This is a genomic window from Olivibacter sp. LS-1 (assembly GCF_008245145.1).
Classification (GTDB): domain Bacteria; phylum Bacteroidota; class Bacteroidia; order Sphingobacteriales; family Sphingobacteriaceae; genus Olivibacter; species Olivibacter oleidegradans.
In genome coordinates, this window is the sequence record NZ_CP041643.1 from 3,493,781 (window position 1) to 3,513,442 (window position 19,662).

The window sequence follows — 19,662 nt, forward strand, 5'->3', positions numbered from 1 at the left end:
TTGTATATTCGCCCTATGTTGAGCGCTCGAGGTATAAAAAAGGCATACGGTAACCTCCAAATTTTAAAAGGCGTTGACCTGGAGGTCAGAAAGGGTGAGATTGTTAGCATCGTAGGAGCCTCCGGAGCGGGCAAGAGTACTTTCCTGCATATTCTTGGATCATTAGATATGCCGGATGGGGGTGAGGTGGTGCTGAATGGAACTGAGTTGCCCAAACTTTCTCCCAATAAATTAAGCGCCTTTCGGAATAAACATATAGGTTTTATTTTTCAATTTCATCATTTGCTTCCTGAGTTTACTGCCTTGGAGAACATTTGCATACCTGCATTCATTGCCGGGAAAGGAAAATCTGAGAGTGAAAAAAGAGCAAAACAATTGTTAGATATCCTTCAGGTAGGAGCCCGAGCAGACCATAAACCCAATGCTTTATCCGGTGGCGAACAACAGCGAGTATCCGTAGCACGCGCCCTGATGAATAATCCATCCATTATTTTAGCCGATGAGCCGTCGGGCAATTTGGATTCGGAAAATGCCGAGGCCTTGCACCATCTTTTCGTACAATTGAGGAATGAATTGCAACAAACTTTCGTTATAGTAACGCATAATGAACACCTGGCTGATATTTCGGATCGTACTGTGCACATGAAGGATGGTTTGATTGTTTAAAGTTATAGACGGACGAAGGTATCCTTAAATTTATGCTAAACTGATTTTGATGAATATTTTGATTACTGGAGGGATGAGTGCGCTCGCACAGAAACTTGCACGTGTATTTTCTGCGGAGGATAAGGTGATATTCGGTGATAATGTAGCTATCCCTGATTTGTTAATTGCAGGAGGAAGGTATGTAGTAATACCATCCGGCAGCAGCGCATCGTTTAATCACGAACTATTAAAGGTGGGTATCAGCAACGAATCAGACCTTATAATTCCTTTGAGAAAGGACGAAATCGTACAGCTTGCTGCATGTAAAGATTTGTTTGCAGAATACGGAATACAATTGGCAGTACCGTCGCACCGACTTTTAGAGATCGTTGAATTTATTGTCAACCCGGGCAAAGATCTGAACACAACGGTTTTACTCAAAGGCAAAATAGCAGGTCAAGGAGAACCGATTGAAAGCTTGGAAAACGAGTCGGGCGTATGCGTAGTCTCAGACGGTGGGGAGGAACTCTTTTTTTGTTGTTTGGCATAGCCAGGGATGGCTTATTCTGTAACTGAAAAATGCTTACGTATAAAGATCTAGATCAGAACAAAAAGGCCTTTATTTTCGAGGTAGATGATGTGCTCTATCCGGAAAAGGATTATCTCTTGCAGGTATATTATCTGTTCGCTCATTTATTGGAATATACGGAAACAGTGCCACCGGCGAACGATTTAACTGCTTTCATGAAAAAAGTATATGAGCATCACGGGAAAGAAGAAATTTTTCAACGGGCAGCAGCTGTGTTTGGAATCGACGCAAAGTATCTTGAAAATTTTAAAAGAATCCACGTAAATGCTCAATTGCCGCTAAAATTATTACTCTTCGAAGAGGTAAAACATTTACTATTGGAAATCACGAAGGACGAAAAGAGAATTTTTGTTTTAACGAAGGGAAATCCGTTGATGCAACTGAATAAATTAAAGCAAATTGATTGGGGCCCCTTAAGTAGCTATATAAAGATGTACTTTTATGATGAGCTTGCCTTACAGGGAGTTACCGATCCGCTTGAGTATCTTCTTCGTGATAATCATCTTCGTTTGGAGGACGTGCTTATCATTAGTCGGAACCGGGAGCCTACTGAAGAGATTCTTAAAGCAGGAATTGATTATCTTCCGGTCGAGTCATTGTTGAAGACCGACCGGCACTAATGATCAAAAGATTTTGTACATTGCAGCTAATTTCAGGTAATCGTCTAAACGATTACTGATCCGCCTACAAGAAGGCTTTTAATTCTGGTATTTTATGAATAAAGGCAAACAACCAACGATTAAGGAAATCGCCAAACGGTTAAAGATATCCACCTCAACTGTTTCCCGTGCGCTTAATGATCATCCCAGCATCGGGTTAATTACCACGATGCGAGTAAAGAAATTAGCTGAGGAATTGAACTACGAGCCGAACAGAACCGCAATATTTTTCAAACAGCGAAAAACATTCACTATAGGCGTTATTTTGCCAAGTTTATCCGAAGCTTTCTTTTCTGCGGCCATAAGTGAAATTGAGAATTTTGCGAATAGCCGCAATTACACAGTCATTCTTGGCCAATCATTGGATGATCCCGAAAGAGAGCTGAAAATTATCAATACCATGAAAGTGCATCGTGTAGACGGAATTATCCTTTCTTCCGCCAAAAACACACGCGAATTTGAGTATATTGAAATATTGAGAAATGCAGGCATTCCGGTTGTTTTTTTCGATTGCGTGCCCGATTTGGCGCAGATTAACGCTATTGTTAGTAATCTGAAAACAGGAATGAAGGAGGCCATTGATACATTTGCCTCCTGTGGGCATCGGGGAATCGCCTTTATCAATGGACCGGCCCATTTACCCGCAAGCAAAGAAAGAGAGGAGGCATTTATTGAAGCGTTAGTTAATAACGGTATTCCCTTAAATCGCGATTATATTGTTTATACCGATTTGTCGGAAAAGGGAAATATCGATGCAACACTGCAATTGATTAACTTAAGCGAGAGACCCTCCGCTGTCGTTTCGTTTAATGACTATGTTACCTTGGATGCGATGAATGCGGTGCGTAGCAAAGGATTGACGGTTAACCAAGATATATTTTTTATCAGTTATGCGAACTACCCCATATGGAAATATATGGAAAACCCACCCATGGCTTCCATTGAGCAATTACCGGGAAAACAGGGAGCACTTGCAGCTGAAATGTTATTCGAATTGATAGACAGAGATACCGAAGAGAACGCCGATGATTCAGGCATTAAACAGGGTCGGAAAATAGTATTGGAATCAAAGCTGGTAAACCAGCATGTATAGCGCTACGTTCCGGGTTATTGTATAATCAGAGCCAAAACGTTGATATTCGAGAATGAATTATCTTCGAATGAAAGAAAGCTATAGCTAATTGCTAACCATAAACGCTAAACTTATGAACCTCGATTTTAATATAAACGAAGATGTTAACAAGCAGGCTGTTTACGAACTGAAAAGTCGATTAAAAAAAGTTTTTTTAGGTGGCGGAGAGACGGCAAGCAAAAAGCAGCATGAAAAGGGTAAAATGTTGGCTAGAGAGCGGATTGAATATTTGCTCGATAAGGATCGGCCTTCGTTGGAAATAGGGGCGCTGGCGGCAGACAACCTCTATGAGGAACAGGGAGGCTGCCCCTCAGCCGGTGTAGTGGTAGTGGTGGGTTATATTGCCAATAGGCAGTGTGTCGTGGTAGCAAACGATGCTACCGTCAAGGCTGGTGCCTGGTTCCCTTTAACTGCCAAGAAAAATCTTCGCGCACAGGAGATTGCTATGGAAAATCGATTGCCCATTATTTACCTGGTAGACTCGGCGGGCGTTTACTTACCCATGCAGGATGAAATATTTCCCGATAAAGAACACTTTGGACGCATTTTTCGAAACAACGCGCGCATGAGTAGCGAGGGTATTGTACAAATAGCGGCTATTATGGGATCTTGCGTAGCCGGTGGAGCTTATTTGCCGGTGATGAGCGACGAAGCGATGATTGTAGATGGTACCGGCTCCGTTTTTCTTGCGGGATCCTATTTGGTAAAATCGGCTATCGGTGAAGAGGTGGACAACGAAACACTTGGCGGTGCAACGACACACTGTGAAATATCCGGGGTGACGGACTATAAGCATCCGGACGATAAAAGCTGTTTGGACAGTATCAGACGTATTATTGAAAAACTAAGCGCTCCTTTAAATAGCGGATTTAACCGGATAAAGCCCGTGCTTCCTGCACTTGATTCAAAAGAAATTTATGGTTTACTTCCGAACTTGCGAGAAAAACCTTATGACATGGCCGAAATCATACAGCGCTTGGTAGACAACTCGGAATTTGATGAATATAAGGCTTTATATGGAAAAAGTATTTTATGTGGTTTGGCTAGGATTGACGGCTGGGCAGTAGGGATTGTGGCCAATCAACGGAAAGTAATAAAAAATAAGAAGGGTGAAATGCAGATAGGAGGGGTTATTTATTCAGACGCGGCTGATAAAGCGGCACGATTTATTATGAATTGTAATCAGAAGAAAATACCACTTGTTTTTTTACAGGATGTAACCGGATTTATGGTTGGCAGTAAATCCGAACAAGGTGGAATCATTAAGGATGGAGCAAAAATGGTGAATGCAGTCGCAAATTCAGTCGTGCCAAAATTTACCGTTGTGATTGGAAATTCCTATGGGGCCGGAAATTACGCCATGTGTGGTAAAGCTTACGATCCCCGCTTAATATACGCCTGGCCATCGGCAAAAATTGCTGTGATGGGAGGTGAGCAGGCAGCAAAAACCTTGTTGCAAATTCAAAAAGCAACACTGAAAGCAAAAGGGCAAAATTTAAGTGACCAAGCGGAGGCTGATCTCCTAGGTGAAATTACGGCTAGATATAATCGACAGACTACTCCCTACTACGCAGCCGCGCGTCTATGGATAGATGGGATTATTGATCCGCTAGACACAAGAAAAGTTATATCGATGGGGATCGAGGCCGCTAATCAGAGCCCAATTACGAAAGCTTTTAACGTGGGGGTTATGCAGGTGTGAGGTATCGGGTTTAGGTGGGAGATGGAAGGTTGAGGTTTGAGGTGTAGGGTGTAAGCAATGACGCTTAAAGTCTACGGATAACAGCAGATAAGAAATTTACAAAAGGAAAACGGATTGCTTTGATGTAATCAGTATCTTTGTGTCGAGAAAAAATAGAATTTACATGACTGAAGAAATAGAACACGTTAAGTGCTTAATTATAGGTTCGGGACCAGCAGGATATACGGCCGCTATTTATGCAGCGCGCGCTGACTTAAAACCCGTTATGTATACCGGTATTGTTCCGGGTGGACAGCTAACGCAAACTACGGATGTTGAAAATTTTCCAGGTTATCCGGCGGGTATCATGGGTCCGGAAATGATGGAAGATTTTAGAAAGCAAGCGGAACGTTTTGGTACCGATATACGGTTTGGTTATGCTACCGGTGTAGATTTTTCAGGGCCGGTTCATAAAGTTGTCATTGATGAAATCAAAACAATAACGGCCGATACGGTAATTATAGCAACTGGTGCTACAGCAAAATGGTTAGGTTTAGATAGCGAGCAAAAGTACAACGGATTTGGTGTTTCAGCTTGTGCGGTATGTGACGGATTTTTCTTCAAAGGTCAAGATGTGGCTATTGTCGGAGCAGGAGATACGGCAGCAGAAGAGGCTACTTACCTTGCTAAATTGTGTAGAAAAGTACATATGTTGGTTAGAAGAGACGAGTTTCGGGCTTCTAAAGCAATGCAACATCGCGTTTTCAATACGCCAAATATAGAGATACATTATAATACAGAGGCAGAAGAGATTTTGGGAGACGGTAAAACTGTTAATGGATTGCGAATCATCAATAATCAAACAAAGGAACATCAAGTATTGGATATAACAGGTTTCTTCGTAGCAATAGGCCACAAACCGAACACTGATATTTTCAAAGGATGGCTGGATATGGATGAATCGGGTTATTTAATTACAAAAGCTGATAGTACCCAAACGAATGTTGAGGGAGTTTTTGCCGCAGGTGATGTTCAAGACCATATCTATCGGCAAGCGGTAACGGCTGCAGGTAGTGGCTGTATGGCTGCGTTGGAAGCCGAGCGATATTTAGCAGCTAAAGAGCATGCCATTATAGAAACTGCTGATTAATAAAGTTTATTTTGCTATAGACAAAAGGCGCTTAGGCGCCTTTTGTCATATATCTATATTTTGTTCTATTTCGACACCATTTTTAAACCGATAATTGAAGCGATTAGGGTGAAAATAAAAAATAGACGCCAAAAATCAGAGGGTTCTTTATATAGGATGATCCCCATAATAACCGTTCCTACAGCTCCAATACCCGTCCATACAGCATAACCCGTGCCAATCGGAATATCCTGAATCGCTTTGTTAAGAAGAAGAAAGCTCAGCGTGATACAAATGAAAAAACCGATGGACCATTTAATGTTGGTAAAGTTATTTGATAACTTTAAACAGGAAGTAAAGCCTACTTCAAATAGACCCGCAATAATTAGATAAAACCAAGCCATAGTATTTTGTTTTTTGTGTTGGCAAATATCCGTAATAGGATACAGCGCTTTTTTTACATATGTTAAAAAATAATTCAATCGAAAGTTACCGATTCATTTTACGCCTGATTCTGCTCAATGTAACCTGACTGACGCCTAAGTAAGACGCAATATAGCCCAATTGTACCCGTTGAACAATAGAAGGAGATAACGTAATCAGTTCATTATAGCGCTCGGTTGCGGTTTTCGATTGGGTGCCTATCAGCCGCTCTTCCGTTTTTACCAGTTCTGAGCCAATCAGCCGATTAAAAAAATTGGCGATATCTAAATTATTTTCGCAAAGTGTTTTTACTTTACGATGGCTTATTCTTAATAGTGTGCTGTTTTCTAATAGCTCGATGGTTTCGTATCCCGGACTTTCATTAAAAAAGCTGTTATAAGACAACAGCACATCGGTTTCTAAGCAAAAGCAGAACACGGTTTCTTTCTCTTCGGTTTGTATATATACACGTGCTATCCCTTGCAAAATAAAATATAGATACGGTGCTGTGCGGCCGGCTTTTATGATGCTCGAACCTTTCTCATAATCTACTTCTTCCAACTCGTTGCAAAATAAGCTTAAAGAGGGTTCAAGCAATCCTAAATGCATCATCTTTTCTCTTAATGCTTGATCATTTGCCATAATCTGTTGCGATAATCTTAAATTCTGTTCTTCTGTTTTGCTGTTTACCCTTTTCCGTCGTGTTGTCGGCAATCGGATTATTCTGTCCGTAGCCTTTATACGCCAACCGGGTTTTGTCTATACCTTTACTCAGTAAATAAGCGTAAACAGCAAGCGCCCGTTTTTCCGAAAGTACCTGATTGGCTTGTGCGGAGCCTGTATTATCGGTATGACCTGTTATCTCTATCCGGATATGTTTGTTATGTTGTAGTAACTGAAATAACTCCATTAGGTCGCTTTCTGATGTAGGAAGAAGCTCATAACCGTTGGTAGGAAAGAAAATATTATTTAAAATGGCGGATCGTCCTGAACTAATTCGTTCTAGACCGACTTTGACAGCATAAATGTCTTTTTCTGTGAGCGTGTCTGCTAAAGCGAAATGTTGACTGTAAAATAGATATTCAGGATGCAATACGTGCAACGCATATTCACTTCCTACCGGGAGCGGTACTAGAAAAGTACCATCGAGGTAATCCACTTCTGAATAGAATGTTCGCTTCTTGTTCTTTAAATCGGTCAGCTTGACCGCTGCTTTTACGGCATTACCGGTTGTTTTATCAAATACGCGTCCTTTAACATAGGCAACAGCAGTAGGTCTTAGATGCTCAGTCAGGAGGCATGTATATATGTCAAGTCCGCCTTTGCCACCCGGTCTTTCAGCTGCGAAGTAAGCGGTTGAGCCATCTAAACTAACAGTGAGCGCACGTTGCTCCAGGTGATCATTAATAGGTGTACCCATATTGACAGGAGATAGTCTATTCCCTTCATGATCAAGCTTACTGATAAAAAGGTCTTTATTACCGAAGCCCGGCCATCCGTTAGAGGCAAAATAAAGTGTTTCGTTATCAGCATGGATAAAGGGTGTGCTTTCGTCAAACGATGTATTGACCTTGTCACCCATGTTTTGCGGTACTCCCCAAGAGCCATCTTGCTGAAGGGTGCTATACCAGATATCGTTTCCTCCAAATCCTCCTTTGCGGTTGCTAACGAAATACAGTGTGTTTCCGTCCGGACTAATTGCTGGCTGTGCCTTCCAAGAACCGGTATTAATTGGTGAACCTAAATTATGAGGGATGCCCCAGGCACTGCCTTCCCAATGGGATATGTAAATGTCACAACTTCCCTTACCGTCGGGTTTATTGCAGCCCGTAAAAAACAAATACCGTCCGTCGGGAGAAATACAATGCGCTCCTTCACTGTATGACTCGGTATTAACTTTTCCCGGAATGGGAAGGGCCTGTTTCCATGCGCTATCTTGATATTGACTGACATAAATATATTCTAAACCGCCCTTTTTTTGACGCGTAAAAATAATAGAAGAGCGGTCGGCCGTCAGCATAGGAAAATATTCATCATCCGCTGAATTAATTGAAGCACCCATGTTGTGAATATTTAGCAGCTGAGTGTTTTTGCGCTCGCTTAAACTGAAATTGCAATCCGCTAAATATTTTTGCGCAATAGCCTTCCGTTGATTAGTCTGTGTTGATACCTTGCTGAGGTAAGTTGTCAAAGCTTGTTTGGATGCCGCATAAGCGCCTAAGTTCAGCAAACTTTCGCCTAGTCCAAACCAAGTGGAGGGTGTTAAATCCGAAGCTAGTTTGGAAACCATCTCATAATGTTTGGCAGCTTGTTCAAACTCTTTTTGACGCAGATATATATCCGCTAATTGCTGGCGTGCAGTAATGAAAAGACTATCGTCGTTCAGAAGCTGTTCCAAACGTATAGTGGCATTGGTAAAATCATTTCTGCTCAAAAATCTCGCGGCTTCTTCAAAAAGTTTTTTTGACTTGCTTGTTGAAGGATTCAGCTGCTGGGCACCCAGTTTGGAGCAAAAAAAGGATAAGCTGTTATAAAATAGGCAAAATAAAAAAAATAGGCGCATACAGTGAAGATATCTTAGCATAGGCTCCAAATCTTACACTAAGATATAATATTTTATGCCTTTTTTGTTTTTTGCTAGGGGATATTAAGATACTTATGGGTTTGCAAAGAAATTTCCCACTTGGGGTTTTCCTTTACATAGTCAATAATAAGGGGCGTCATCTGAGCCGCTTTAGACCACTCAGGCTGTAGGTATAACTTCCTGCCGACGGGAATTTGGGCAGCATATCGTTCAGCCCATTCAAAATCACTTTTGTTAAAAACGATTACTTTTAGCTCGCCGGCAGCCTCAATAACGTCGGGGAGTGGTGCCTTAAATTTCTTGGGAGATAAACAAACCCAGTCCCAATGACCACTTAATGGGTAAGCACCGGAGGTTTCAATGAAGGTTTTAATGCCCGCATCTTGTAATCCCCTGGTTAAGTAGTCCAAATTGTAAATCAACGGTTCGCCCCCGGTAATCACCACGGTTTTGGCAGGATATCGCGCTGCGTTTCTTATGATATCATCTGCTTTTGTTAAAGGATGTAGTTCAGCATCCCAGCTTTCTTTGACATCGCACCAATGACAACCCACATCACAGCCCCCTAAACGTATAAAATAAGCTGCCTTTCCTGTGTGATAACCCTCGCCCTGAATCGTATAAAATTCTTCCATGAGCGGAAGAAGCGTACCGTCTGCTGGAACCTGTTTTGACATAATGGTGCAAAGGTAACTATTTTTTTCATGTTGCTTGTCAACCCCTAGTAATCTATACGGAAAGCACATTGTAAGGACGTTTTTTGCCACTATGTTCTTTGGTTTGCTAAATTTTATCAAGAAATCTTCCCCTAGGGAATTTTGAATGCCATTAAGAATTAACAAGTGATGAAAAAGGTTGAATAAGAAAAACGTTCCTTAATATAAACGCCCAACTGTAAATAAAAAAGCTGTGGAGTCCCCTCCACAGCTCAACCAATTATCCAAACACGATGGCTTAAAAGCCACTATCATCAAGAGCGAACACCACTTTGCGTTCTTTCCATTTTCCATTCGTAAAATCAGGTATTTCGACTGATTTGTTCCCTTCGGCTAAGGATAATGTCGATAATGGTGTAATAACACTCATGCTAACAGAATCGTAGACATCAATTGGTGTTTGTCTGTTTTGTTTTACCGACTCAATAAAAGCATTAAAAACAAACCAGTCCATTCCACCATGCCCCGCGCCGGCAGCATCATTTGCATATTTAGCCCATAAAGGGTGATCATATTTCTTTAACCACTCGTCGGCTGCATCCCACGCATGTCCCTTTGCCGATTTACCTTCGATGTATATGCCATTATTTAAATCCATCCACAAACCTTCCGTACCCTGAACCCTAAAACCAATTGAATAGGGGCGAGGTAAATGAACATCGTGGGATAATAACAGCGTCTCGCCATTGGCACAATTGATCAACGTTGTCGTTACATCCCCATTTTTATATTGAATTTTTGCATTAGGATGTCCGGGAGATGTTTTTTGTACGTAATTTGCTAATCCTCTTGCCTTGCTCGAAAAGGAAACCATATTGGTCATTCGATTTCCGTGGTTAATGTTGGCGTAGTGCATCAGAGGACCCAAGCCATGTGTTGGATAGAGATCCCCATCTTGATCAATGTTGAATTGTGTACGCCATTGCGCCTCACTCATTGCCTTGGCCCCATATTCCACACCTCCACCATAGGGTTGCTTGCCATTGTTAAAAAGGACCTCCCTTAAGTCATGCTGATAACCACCTTCTAAATGAATCAATTCACCAAAAAGGTTTTGCCTTACCATATTAAGAACCGCCATGACATCTCGTCGATAACAAACATTTTCCAAGGTCATATAAGGCTTTCCGGTCTGTTCCGACGTTTTTACAACTTCCCAATGGTCGTCAACAGTTAGGCCGGCAATAACCTCACAACCTACATAAAGCCCAGCTTTCATCGAGTCCACTGCCTGATCTTTATGAAATTGCCAAGGGGTGGCTATCACAACGGCATCTAATTTCTCTTTTTCAAGCAATTTTTTATAAGCATCCACGCCACCGGTATATTCTTTCGGCAATTTTTTATTTGCCTTTTGGAATTGCTTTCTGCAACTTGCCAGTGATTCTTCTTGAATGTCACAGATGGCAACTACATCGATATCCTCCCTTCTTAAGGCCAGGGCCACATGGTTTCTTCCTCGTAATCCAACGCCAATAAAGGCCAGGCGTATTTTTTTATTATTTTGAGCAAAAAGCGGAGTATCAGGTAGTATACTTGTTGCAGCCGCTGCAATGGAGCCTGACTTTATGAAATTTCTTCTATCCATTAGGTGTTCTTTTGATTATTAGGATATTGTTCGGCGTCTTCATAAATTAGAATGCGCTCTCTTGAACAAACATAGAAAAACATTTTTAATAAAATCCTATGCAACCGATTGCTCTATTTTCAAAAAAATTGCGCAATCGGTTGTGTTTTTAATTATGTATGAAGTTGTTTTTCATTTTCGCATATTGCATCAAATTATAGAGAAACTAGTTTTAAGACGATATTAATTTTCAACTTCAAGTTTTTATACACTTAATGATAGACATGCCAAACAACAAGGCCGCTGAATTTTTGCCTATTGTGAATTTTTTTGCGATTAAAGGTAAAGCCGTTGATATAGAACCTTTTGGTTCGGGCCATATTAACGATACTTATAGAATATGCACAGACTTGGAAGAGGGACCTAATTATATGCTACAGCGTATTAATAATCATGTTTTTAAAAACGTTGAACACCTGATGCAGAACATAGCGTTGGTATGTAATCATATCAAACATAAATTGATCGGACAAAACGAGAAAGATGCCGAGGGAAAAGTACTTACCCCTGTTCCTACAAAAAATGGCGATCTTTTTTTTAAAGATGAAAGGAATAACTACTGGCGTATATTTATTCTTATAGAAAACACGAAATCGTATGATATTGTAGAAACGATACAGCAAGCGAGAGAAGGCGGACGTGCATTTGGGAACTTTCAAGCAATGTTGTCTGATTTGAATCCGCTTGATGTTCATGAGGTTATACCGAATTTTCTAAATATAGCCAGCAGGTTAAGAGATTTTAGAGACGCTATTAACAAGAATATGGCTAGTAGGGTAGATGAAGTTCGATCAGAAATCGATTTTATACAGGAGCGGGAAAATAAGATGAATACCATTTTAAATATGGCAGCAAAATCCCAAATTCCGCTTAGAATTACCCATAATGATACTAAATTTAACAATGTGCTTTTGAATAAAGAGGACAAAGCACAATGCGTAATCGATTTGGACACCGTTATGCCCGGTTATGTAGCGTATGACTTTGGTGACGCGATCCGAACGATTATTAATTCAGCCGCGGAAGATGAGGCTGATCTTGATAGGATAAAACTGAACATTCCTTTGTTTGAAGCTTATACGAAGGGATACCTGGAAACAGCGCACCACTTTTTATATCCAATGGAAATTAAGTCTTTGGTGGATGGTGTGTTATTGCTTCCTTATATGCAGATGATCCGGTTTTTAACGGATTACCTTAACGGAGATACCTATTATAAAATAAGCCATCCTACACATAATTTGCAACGGACAAAGGCTCAGATGAGATTGGTAATTGAGATCGAAAAGCATGAAGAATTGTTGCGAGATCTTGTGAAAAGAGAGGCAAACGTTTACCTTAGCTAAATTAAAAACTGCCATGAGTCTAGAAGTTCCCTATATACCTTCATTGGATAGCACCGCTACAGGAAACGCCATTCGTTCCGTATTTTCAATGATAGAAGCACATGCCATTGCATCCCTAAACTGGAAAGAATATTACTATGTACCAAAGGTAAGCTTCAAAATCGCCTATACGGATGAAAGCATTTTATTATATTATGAAGTGTTCGAAAAACATATCCGTGCAGCCTACCTCCATAATAACGAACCGGTATATCGGGATAGCTGTGTCGAATTCTTTATTTCTTTTGATGGCAGTAATTATTATAATTTCGAATTCAATTGTATTGGCACGATGTTGTCGGCATACGGTAGTCAAATCATGGAAAAAAGACAACTGGCTTCTCAAGATCGCATTGGTAGTATTTATCGAGACACCAATATCCATGCAACACCTAATGGCGTGCAATGGGATCTAGTGGCGAATATTCCTTTTAGTGTTTTTAAGGAAGATAGCATTAACTCATTAAAGGCACGCGAATGCCTAGCGAATTTCTATAAATGTGGAGATGATCTGCCTATTCCGCATTTCTTGTCTTGGGCGCCCATTGATCATCCTAAGCCAAACTTTCATCTACCGGCCTTTTTTGGCAAGCTTCATTTCGCATCCTAATCGATTAGAACATTAATCCGGCCCGTTTTCCATTTCGAAAACGCGGTCAATCTTAAGATTTTGTTTGTCTTTTCCTGCCTGCACCGCCAATTGATCACAGCGTTCGTTTTCGGGATGGCCGGCATGTCCTTTTACCCATACGAATTTGATTTGATGAAGTTTGTACACCTGTAGAAACCGTAACCACAAATCCATATTTTTTTTCCCCGCAAAGCCTTTTTTCAACCAGCCAAACACCCATTTTTTTTCAACAGCATCAATAACGTATTTTGAATCTGAATAAATGGTGACATGATGCCCCGGCTTCTTTAGTGCTTCTAGTCCAACAATAACCGCCAGCAATTCCATTCGGTTGTTCGTGGTCTTTCTAAATCCTTCAGATAATTCTTTATAGTATTGTCCGGCCCTGAGAATTACCCCATAACCTCCCGGTCCCGGATTTCCACTGGAAGCCCCATCCGTAAATATTTCAATCATTGAGGCAAAGATAAGGATAGAATCGGGGATATCATTCAGCTAAGTTCTTAAAAATAGTCGTTAATACTTGATTGCACAGGGCAAGTTGGTCAGGCGTAATATTCACCAGTGCCTCGTCCATGGTTTTTTCCGCTTGTTGCTTCGTTTTATTTTGAAGTATTTGTCCTTTGTGAGTAAGAAAAATACGGTTAACCCTCTTGTCAAATTTATCAGGAATACGAACTACTAGGTTGAGCTTCTCTAAATTGTCAATCAGTCGTGTTATACTTGGTTTATCCCGGAAAGATTGAGAAGCTAGTTCTTGTTGCGTTAAGCCATCAGCACGCCAAAGTACATCTAAAATGGCCCATTGCTCTATGGTAATTTGGAGACCGGCCTTTTTAAAGTTCTTTAGCAGGCGACGTGCTAAAGCAGTATAAGTAACGCCGGTTAGTAATTTTACGAGTTCGTCTTCGTTTAACGCTGTCTTATACATGTGCGTCTTTGTTTATCGCAATAAGCTTATCAAGATACGCAATTTACCGCTGTTTTGTTTGGCCGTCGGAAGAAATGGCGTTCAAACAAAAAAACAAAGAATTAATCCCTGAACTGCTCCTCTAGTTTTTTAAGCTTGTTGATCAGCTCTTCCAGCCGCTCACTTTCCTTTTTTATGTAAACTTTCATTAGCACAAAATAACATATCAAAAACCAGATAATGGTACCAATAACAAATAAGACGAGGGCAAAGGTTGATACGTAAAAAGACATTTCGATTAAGTATAGAGCCAATGCAATGGATAAACTAATGGTATAAATCGTGTAATTTCGGGTGTTCAATCGGTAACGGTGCTGTTTATACGCTTGCAAATAAGCAATATAGGCTTCCGGCTTGTTCAGTAAACTCTCGCTGCTGCTGATAGATCGATAATCCTTTATTTGGATTAACATATAGTATACTAAACAGGTAATGACAATGAACATTGATAGTAAAGTCGTCCACGTGTGGAACCGGAAAGAAATAAAAATATAGATTGTTATCAGAACGATGACCGCAATGCTAATAACATGGCTTAAAAGTTTAGCAGTATACTTGTTTTTCGTCTGTTTAACTGTATTTAGGATAGCATCGTAGCTAACACCATCATGTTCCTGCTGCACGTGCCAAAGCTGTTTTAATTCATTAAAATCTTTCATGGCGATTATATATTTCTGTTAGCTTGCTCTTAATCCGATGTATTTTTACCCGCAGATTTCCCTCCGAGATACCTGATATTTCGGCGATTTCCTGATAAGGCATTTCATCTAAAACCATTGTGATAATAATTCTCTCATTTTCTTCTAGTTGTGATATACACTTGTATAGTTGATTTACCTGCTCTTGCTTATCGGAAACATCATCGGCTTTGGTTTCGATAATCCGTTCGTTAATTTCGTCGGTGGCTTTTCGCTTTTCAACACGCAGATAGGATAAGCAGGTGTTTACGGCAATTCGATAAATCCAGGTTGATATTTGAGATTGGTTTCTAAATCTATCAAGATTTTGCCAAACCTTGATAAAGGTTTCTTGCATAAGATCATTTGCAGCCTCGCTATCTCCGGTATAACCATAACAGAGGTGATACACCTTTCTGTTATTTTTGTCAAAAATATCCTTAAATAGGGCCTCTTTTCGCGTCATTTTCTTAGCAACTAAGGTTTAGACTAATGGAATTAGTCCGTGTTACAATTTTTTGTCTTTTTTACCTTGGATTTTTTAGGCAATCATTTTTTATCGTTGGTAAAATTACATCTATTTATTGGAAGCTTAAGCTAAATGGTTATTTTTGTGGAATTGCGAACTGCTTAATGTATTATATGAAGTCAAAATCAGCCGTATTTTTTACCCTAATCACTGTAAGTATTGCCGCTTTATTATATGCTGTCGATTTTATTTTTAACGTAATTCCCCCTCAGGTATTGTTTTTTTTTAGATGGCTTGCTATAATCGGTTTAATACTATACGGATTTAGGAAGAGAACGCTAACGACATGGATTTTGATTTCATTGGTCATTGGCGCAAGTATCGGACATGATTGGCCGCAGATAGGGATGGCTTTACAAGTGGCAAGTAAAGCATTTCTTAAGTTAATTAAAACCATTGTGTCGCCTTTGATCTTCGCAACTTTGGTTTATGGTATCGCAGGACACTCTGACATAAAGCAAGTTGGTCGGATGGGTTGGAAGTCCTTGTTGTATTTTGAGTTGGTTACCACCATCGCTTTGTTTATCGGCTTGGCTGCTATTAATATCAGTAAAGCGGGTATGGGAATTATTCCTCCCGCAAATCAGCATGAGGAGTTGCCGGATGTCAAGCCACAAACCGTAAACGATATTATTCTTCATATTTTTCCCGAAAATATTGCAAAATCAGTAGCGGAAGGTGAAGTATTGCAAGTGGTAATTTTCAGTGTGATTTTTGGTTTAGCCTTAATTATGGTACCCGAAAAAAAGAGGATGCCTATGGTAAATTTTACCGAAAGTTTATCAGAAGTCATGTTCAAATTCACCAATATTGTCATGTATTTTGCTCCCATCGGCGTGGGGGCGGCTATGGCCTATACGGTGGGGCACATGGGGCTTGGCGTTCTGGTCAACCTTTTTCAATTACTAGCCACGCTCTATGTTTCGCTTATCGCATTCATTTTGTTGGTATTATTGCCTATTGGTTTAATAATCGGTTTACCAATTAAACGTTTTATCAAAGCCGTTGGCGAACCGGTATCTATTGCCTTTGCTACTACCAGTTCAGAGGCGGCCTTGCCAAGGGCCATGGAAGCTATGGAAAGCATCGGTGTACCGCGTAAGATAGTGGCCTTTGTAATGCCTACGGGGTATAGTTTTAATCTAGATGGTACTACGTTATACCTTTCCTTGGCTAGCGTCTTCGTCGCCCAGGCTGCCGGGATTCATTTATCCTTTGGAGAACAATTGCTGATGGTTTTTACTTTGATGATCACCAGCAAAGGTGTTGCGGGTATTCCTCGCGCGTCTTTAGTGATTTTGATGGGAACGGCCGCCTCTTTTGGTTTACCTGTTTGGCCCATTTTTATTATTCTGGGCATCGATGAATTAATGGATATGGCCCGAACTTCAGTTAACGTGCTCGGAAATTGTTTAGCAGCTGTGGTAGTAGCTAAATGGGAAAACGAATTTAATCCGAATGCCGTAAATGAAGATATCATGGATACCAAAATCTCACCACACGACGAAATAAAGCCCTAGTCAATTTTATACATCAGGAACAAAACAATACTTTTAAAAACTATATACCATGAGTGAACGCTCTAAAAAAATCTTCCTTTATATCTGTATTATTGTGCCTTTTTTAGGTTATTGTATTTTCTATTATAGTAATATGATAAAAAACGCCCCGTTCCGATTTTCCGATTTTGAGTCTGTTGAATTCAATTATGGGACACCCGATCATATGCTAAACAAGTACAACTCCAAAACCCAAGAATATCAATATATGAATCGGAGGGATTCTTTAGTTAAGAGTACGCTGAAACTACGAAAAGATGATTTACTTTATTTACATCGAAAGGCAACGGAATATGGCTTTTGGAACTTTCCGGACGACATGACCAATAAAGCTGCAGGTGTGGATACCACCAAAAATGTGGTGCGATTTTTTCTGAAATTCAATTACAAAGAGAAAAGTAAGCAAATGCTTTTTGATTCTAATTTTGATGGGGACCCTAAACTTACTGAGGCCGCCAAAACTATGGTCAGCGAAGTGCGGCGTATCCTAACGGATGCAGAAGACAGAAATTAAATGTTGCTCAGTGTTTCTGTAGCTTGCATGAGAATCGAGGCTGCCAGCTTGGCTGTGCGATCATCTATATCGTATAGCGGATTTGTCTCTGCTATACCTATGCTTAATACTTTTTTGCTATTTACTATCTGTTGTATACAGGATGAAAAGACGAAGTCGGGGTATATCCCATTATAGGAAGTCGCACTCACCCCTGGAGCAAATGCAGAAGCAAACACATCCATGTCTATACTTAAATACAGGAAGTCGTTTTCCGCTATAAACGTGTTCAGCATTTCTTGTAGAAAACCATAATTCATATAATGAAAATCGGAAGCTTCTATATACCGGACTCCCAACCGCTCCGCTATATTGAATAGATGCACAGTATTACTCGTCTTCTGAATGCCTAATGCCAAGTAGTGGAATGGTTGGTTTTCGATCCGGTTGGTTTGTGCGATCTCCCAAAATCCGGTACCGGAGCTTACACCATTTTCGTCCGGTTCTCGGAGATCAAAATGTGCGTCGAAATTGATAATTCCGATAGATTTGGAAGGGGTGTTCACGAATTTTTTGATACCACGATAGTGTGGTTGCGCCAGCTCATGCCCCCCACCTAGAAGAATCGGAAAATTTCCGGATGCGAGAAGGGAGGTGACAGCGTGTGCTAAAAGATCTTGCGTAGTCTCCAGTGCCCCATTCGGGCATTTTATGACACCAAAATCATATAAAGTGCGCATCGATGGTTGCAAAGGCAGGTTGCTAAGCGCCCTTCTTATATGCTCCGGGCCTTTAGCGGCACCTTGTCGGCCTCGGTTCCTCCTTACCCCTTCGTCGCAAGCAAAACCTAACAGGGCGATACCATTTGGTGTCAAGGGTATTTCCTGCTTTAGCGATTGAAGTCTCACACATTGGTGCCATCTTAAATGATTAGGACCGAGACCATCTACGCGTCCATGCCACCAGTTGTGTTGCGGTTCGTCATACATTGTGTTATTGTAATATAAGTTTTCCATTTTTCCAAACTTTTGACGATTTCATACTTCCTTGATAATACAATATCTCCCGATAATCTGAGGTAGAATAAGCTTGCATATCGGCAAGCTGTTGATCAGCAATCCTGCCCCGGTTTAGTAAGTTCAGCGCATAAGCAGCGCGATAGGTAAGCCCCGCTAGGGTTTCTGCCATGGTCAGCTTTTCAAAGGTTCCTAAAATGGAGGCCTGCGTCAGCAATTGTCCCATCGGAGCTGAACCGGGATTCCAGTCGCTTGCGATCGCTAAACCTGCCCCCTCATCCAAAAGTTTGCGGGCAGGGCTAAAAGGAATCCCAAGTCCTAACGAGGCTCCCGGTAAACAGACGGCAACAGTGTTCGACTGAGCAAGCAAACTTATTTCCTTTTCACCACTGTGCTCCAAGTGATCAGCTGATCGAGCCCCGAGCATAACGGCTATCGGTACCCCCCCGGGGGTGAATTGGTCCGCATGAATCGTAATCTCAAAACCTTTAGCTTTTACTTTCTTTAAGAACTCTTTTGCTTCCAAAGGGGAAAAGGCAGATTGCTCAATAAAAATATCGAAGCGCGCACTAAGTTTCTCTTGCTCAATGATTGGAAGGAGTTGCGTTACTATATTGTTGAGATATTCGTCCCGACTGCCATCAAAATCAAGGGGGAGGGTATGTGCTGCCAAACAGGTTGGTATTAAATCTACCGGAATAAGTTTATCTGCTTGCTTGATGGCCCTCAACATCTTCAGTTCGTTTTCATTATTCAGGCCGTATCCGCTTTTGACTTCCATGGTTGTTGTTCCACGGCTTAAAGCTTCCGTCGATCGCCGTACTATACCGTCAACCAGCACCTGCTCGGTAGATGATCGACAATGTTGGACGCTTTCCCATATACCACCTCCTGCCTGCGCTATCTCAAGGTAGCTTTTCCCTGCAACGCGCATGGCATAGTCGCGAGCCCTGTTGCCTGCATAGCAGATATGGGTGTGACAATCGACGAACCCCGGTATAAGCGTTAGCACTGAATCCGTTTCTTCTATCACTACATCGGGATAAGCGCGGCGAAGGTTGTTGAAGGTGTCAACAGCAACGATGTATTCGCCTTTAATTAGAACGCCTCCTTGTTCCAGAATTTGCAGTTGTTCATCCTTTAAGCTACCCTTAATTGGAAGACCTGCCATTGTTACGATTTGTGCGAAAGGACCTATGATTTTCATGAATATATTT

The 19,662-nt window shown here is 41.0% G+C and carries 21 protein-coding genes; 10 read left to right on the plus strand and 11 right to left on the minus strand.

From position 1 onward, the window contains the following. Positions 1–15 precede the first annotated feature (15 nt). The 6 genes from FKG96_RS14215 (at position 16) to trxB (ending at position 5,856) form a co-directional block, all read left to right on the plus strand. Complete coding sequence (locus FKG96_RS14215; protein ID WP_013666542.1) at positions 16–666, plus strand: ABC transporter ATP-binding protein; 651 nt, start codon at positions 16–18, stop codon at positions 664–666. Positions 667–715: 49 nt separating this feature from the next. Beyond that, positions 716–1,195 carry a hypothetical protein gene (locus FKG96_RS14220; RefSeq protein WP_130857834.1) on the plus strand — a complete coding sequence of 160 codons (480 nt, stop codon included), beginning with the start codon at positions 716–718 and terminating at the stop codon, positions 1,193–1,195. Positions 1,196–1,224: 29 nt separating this feature from the next. After that, complete coding sequence (locus FKG96_RS14225) at positions 1,225–1,854, plus strand: HAD family hydrolase (protein ID WP_130857833.1); 630 nt, start codon at positions 1,225–1,227, stop codon at positions 1,852–1,854. Positions 1,855–1,948: 94 nt separating this feature from the next. Beyond that, the gene (locus tag FKG96_RS14230; protein WP_149105671.1) at positions 1,949–2,986 is read left to right on the plus strand and encodes a LacI family DNA-binding transcriptional regulator; all 1,038 of its coding nucleotides are present in this window, start codon (positions 1,949–1,951) and stop codon (positions 2,984–2,986) included. Positions 2,987–3,098: 112 nt separating this feature from the next. After that, on the plus strand, positions 3,099–4,727 hold the full coding sequence (locus tag FKG96_RS14235) for an acyl-CoA carboxylase subunit beta (protein ID WP_149105672.1): 1,629 nt from the start codon (positions 3,099–3,101) through the stop codon (positions 4,725–4,727). A 163-nt stretch (positions 4,728–4,890) separates the two neighbouring features. Next, positions 4,891–5,856, plus strand: a complete 966-nt coding sequence (gene trxB, locus FKG96_RS14240; RefSeq protein WP_013666547.1) for a thioredoxin-disulfide reductase — start codon at positions 4,891–4,893, stop codon at positions 5,854–5,856. A 65-nt stretch (positions 5,857–5,921) separates the two neighbouring features. Here the strand turns inward: trxB and FKG96_RS14245 are convergent, their stop codons facing one another. The 5 genes from FKG96_RS14245 to FKG96_RS14265 all read right to left on the minus strand — a co-directional run bounded on the left by FKG96_RS14245 (position 5,922) and on the right by FKG96_RS14265 (position 11,146). After that, on the minus strand, positions 5,922–6,239 hold the full coding sequence (locus tag FKG96_RS14245; RefSeq protein ID WP_013666548.1) for a multidrug efflux SMR transporter: 318 nt from the start codon (positions 6,237–6,239) through the stop codon (positions 5,922–5,924). An 85-nt stretch (positions 6,240–6,324) separates the two neighbouring features. Further along, positions 6,325–6,900 carry a Crp/Fnr family transcriptional regulator gene (locus FKG96_RS14250; RefSeq protein WP_149105673.1) on the minus strand — a complete coding sequence of 192 codons (576 nt, stop codon included), beginning with the start codon at positions 6,898–6,900 and terminating at the stop codon, positions 6,325–6,327. Beyond that, positions 6,890–8,842 carry an OmpA family protein gene (locus tag FKG96_RS14255; RefSeq protein ID WP_149105674.1) on the minus strand — a complete coding sequence of 651 codons (1,953 nt, stop codon included), beginning with the start codon at positions 8,840–8,842 and terminating at the stop codon, positions 6,890–6,892. The genes FKG96_RS14250 and FKG96_RS14255 overlap by 11 nt, the downstream gene beginning before the upstream one ends. Before the next feature lie 53 nt (positions 8,843–8,895). Beyond that, a complete protein-coding gene (locus FKG96_RS14260) occupies positions 8,896–9,519 on the minus strand; it encodes a 7-carboxy-7-deazaguanine synthase QueE (RefSeq protein ID WP_041387475.1) in 624 nt (207 codons plus the stop codon). Between the two features lie 277 nt (positions 9,520–9,796). Then, a complete protein-coding gene (locus FKG96_RS14265) occupies positions 9,797–11,146 on the minus strand; it encodes a Gfo/Idh/MocA family protein (RefSeq protein ID WP_013666552.1) in 1,350 nt (449 codons plus the stop codon). 263 nt (positions 11,147–11,409) lie between these two features. Here FKG96_RS14265 and FKG96_RS14270 point away from each other — a divergent pair, with 263 nt between their 5' ends. Next, entirely contained in the window at positions 11,410–12,531 is a 1,122-nt protein-coding gene (locus FKG96_RS14270) for a phosphotransferase enzyme family protein (RefSeq protein WP_130857828.1), read from the plus strand. A gap of 13 nt (positions 12,532–12,544) precedes the next feature. Beyond that, entirely contained in the window at positions 12,545–13,180 is a 636-nt protein-coding gene (locus FKG96_RS14275) for a carbohydrate-binding family 9-like protein (RefSeq protein ID WP_130857827.1), read from the plus strand. A 12-nt stretch (positions 13,181–13,192) separates the two neighbouring features. Here FKG96_RS14275 and rnhA read toward each other — a convergent pair whose 3' ends face one another. The 4 genes from rnhA to FKG96_RS14295 all read right to left on the minus strand — a co-directional run bounded on the left by rnhA (position 13,193) and on the right by FKG96_RS14295 (position 15,314). Further along, the gene (rnhA, locus tag FKG96_RS14280; protein WP_130857826.1) at positions 13,193–13,657 is read right to left on the minus strand and encodes a ribonuclease HI; all 465 of its coding nucleotides are present in this window, start codon (positions 13,655–13,657) and stop codon (positions 13,193–13,195) included. A 31-nt stretch (positions 13,658–13,688) separates the two neighbouring features. Next, positions 13,689–14,132 carry a MarR family winged helix-turn-helix transcriptional regulator gene (locus tag FKG96_RS14285; RefSeq protein WP_013666556.1) on the minus strand — a complete coding sequence of 148 codons (444 nt, stop codon included), beginning with the start codon at positions 14,130–14,132 and terminating at the stop codon, positions 13,689–13,691. Between the two features lie 101 nt (positions 14,133–14,233). Continuing rightward, entirely contained in the window at positions 14,234–14,830 is a 597-nt protein-coding gene (locus tag FKG96_RS14290) for a hypothetical protein (protein WP_130857825.1), read from the minus strand. After that, the gene (locus FKG96_RS14295; RefSeq protein WP_013666558.1) at positions 14,817–15,314 is read right to left on the minus strand and encodes an RNA polymerase sigma factor; all 498 of its coding nucleotides are present in this window, start codon (positions 15,312–15,314) and stop codon (positions 14,817–14,819) included. Before FKG96_RS14295 ends, FKG96_RS14290 begins: the two co-directional genes overlap by 14 nt. Positions 15,315–15,490: 176 nt before the next feature. Between FKG96_RS14295 and FKG96_RS14300 the strand changes: the two genes are divergently transcribed. After that, positions 15,491–16,897, plus strand: a complete 1,407-nt coding sequence (locus FKG96_RS14300) for a dicarboxylate/amino acid:cation symporter (RefSeq protein WP_149105675.1) — start codon at positions 15,491–15,493, stop codon at positions 16,895–16,897. Positions 16,898–16,946: 49 nt separating this feature from the next. Next, a complete protein-coding gene (locus FKG96_RS14305; RefSeq protein ID WP_013666560.1) occupies positions 16,947–17,450 on the plus strand; it encodes a hypothetical protein in 504 nt (167 codons plus the stop codon). On the opposite strand, the gene hutG is transcribed toward FKG96_RS14305, so the two are convergent. Further along, positions 17,447–18,445, minus strand: coding sequence for a formimidoylglutamase (gene hutG, locus FKG96_RS14310; protein ID WP_149105676.1), 999 nt, complete (start codon positions 18,443–18,445; stop codon positions 17,447–17,449). The genes FKG96_RS14305 and hutG overlap by 4 nt on opposite strands. Further along, positions 18,423–19,652, minus strand: coding sequence for an imidazolonepropionase (gene hutI, locus FKG96_RS14315; protein ID WP_130857823.1), 1,230 nt, complete (start codon positions 19,650–19,652; stop codon positions 18,423–18,425). Before hutI ends, hutG begins: the two co-directional genes overlap by 23 nt. Positions 19,653–19,662 lie beyond the last annotated feature (10 nt).

Excerpts from the sequence above, each read along its gene's own strand:
- FKG96_RS14215 (WP_013666542.1), top strand. The coding sequence starts at position 16 with ATGTTGAGCGCTCGAGGTATAAAAAAGGCATACGGTAACCTCCAAATT.
- FKG96_RS14220 (WP_130857834.1), top strand. The coding sequence starts at position 716 with ATGAATATTTTGATTACTGGAGGGATGAGTGCGCTCGCACAGAAACTT.
- FKG96_RS14225 (WP_130857833.1), top strand. The coding sequence starts at position 1,225 with ATGCTTACGTATAAAGATCTAGATCAGAACAAAAAGGCCTTTATTTTC.
- FKG96_RS14230 (WP_149105671.1), top strand. The coding sequence starts at position 1,949 with ATGAATAAAGGCAAACAACCAACGATTAAGGAAATCGCCAAACGGTTA.
- FKG96_RS14235 (WP_149105672.1), top strand. The coding sequence starts at position 3,099 with ATGAACCTCGATTTTAATATAAACGAAGATGTTAACAAGCAGGCTGTT.
- trxB (WP_013666547.1), top strand. The coding sequence starts at position 4,891 with ATGACTGAAGAAATAGAACACGTTAAGTGCTTAATTATAGGTTCGGGA.
- FKG96_RS14245 (WP_013666548.1), bottom strand. The coding sequence starts at position 6,239 with ATGGCTTGGTTTTATCTAATTATTGCGGGTCTATTTGAAGTAGGCTTT.
- FKG96_RS14250 (WP_149105673.1), bottom strand. The coding sequence starts at position 6,900 with ATGGCAAATGATCAAGCATTAAGAGAAAAGATGATGCATTTAGGATTG.
- FKG96_RS14255 (WP_149105674.1), bottom strand. The coding sequence starts at position 8,842 with ATGCTAAGATATCTTCACTGTATGCGCCTATTTTTTTTATTTTGCCTA.
- FKG96_RS14260 (WP_041387475.1), bottom strand. The coding sequence starts at position 9,519 with ATGTCAAAACAGGTTCCAGCAGACGGTACGCTTCTTCCGCTCATGGAA.
- FKG96_RS14265 (WP_013666552.1), bottom strand. The coding sequence starts at position 11,146 with ATGGATAGAAGAAATTTCATAAAGTCAGGCTCCATTGCAGCGGCTGCA.
- FKG96_RS14270 (WP_130857828.1), top strand. The coding sequence starts at position 11,410 with ATGCCAAACAACAAGGCCGCTGAATTTTTGCCTATTGTGAATTTTTTT.
- FKG96_RS14275 (WP_130857827.1), top strand. The coding sequence starts at position 12,545 with ATGAGTCTAGAAGTTCCCTATATACCTTCATTGGATAGCACCGCTACA.
- rnhA (WP_130857826.1), bottom strand. The coding sequence starts at position 13,657 with ATGATTGAAATATTTACGGATGGGGCTTCCAGTGGAAATCCGGGACCG.
- FKG96_RS14285 (WP_013666556.1), bottom strand. The coding sequence starts at position 14,132 with ATGTATAAGACAGCGTTAAACGAAGACGAACTCGTAAAATTACTAACC.
- FKG96_RS14290 (WP_130857825.1), bottom strand. The coding sequence starts at position 14,830 with ATGAAAGATTTTAATGAATTAAAACAGCTTTGGCACGTGCAGCAGGAA.
- FKG96_RS14295 (WP_013666558.1), bottom strand. The coding sequence starts at position 15,314 with ATGACGCGAAAAGAGGCCCTATTTAAGGATATTTTTGACAAAAATAAC.
- FKG96_RS14300 (WP_149105675.1), top strand. The coding sequence starts at position 15,491 with ATGAAGTCAAAATCAGCCGTATTTTTTACCCTAATCACTGTAAGTATT.
- FKG96_RS14305 (WP_013666560.1), top strand. The coding sequence starts at position 16,947 with ATGAGTGAACGCTCTAAAAAAATCTTCCTTTATATCTGTATTATTGTG.
- hutG (WP_149105676.1), bottom strand. The coding sequence starts at position 18,445 with ATGGAAAACTTATATTACAATAACACAATGTATGACGAACCGCAACAC.
- hutI (WP_130857823.1), bottom strand. The coding sequence starts at position 19,652 with ATGAAAATCATAGGTCCTTTCGCACAAATCGTAACAATGGCAGGTCTT.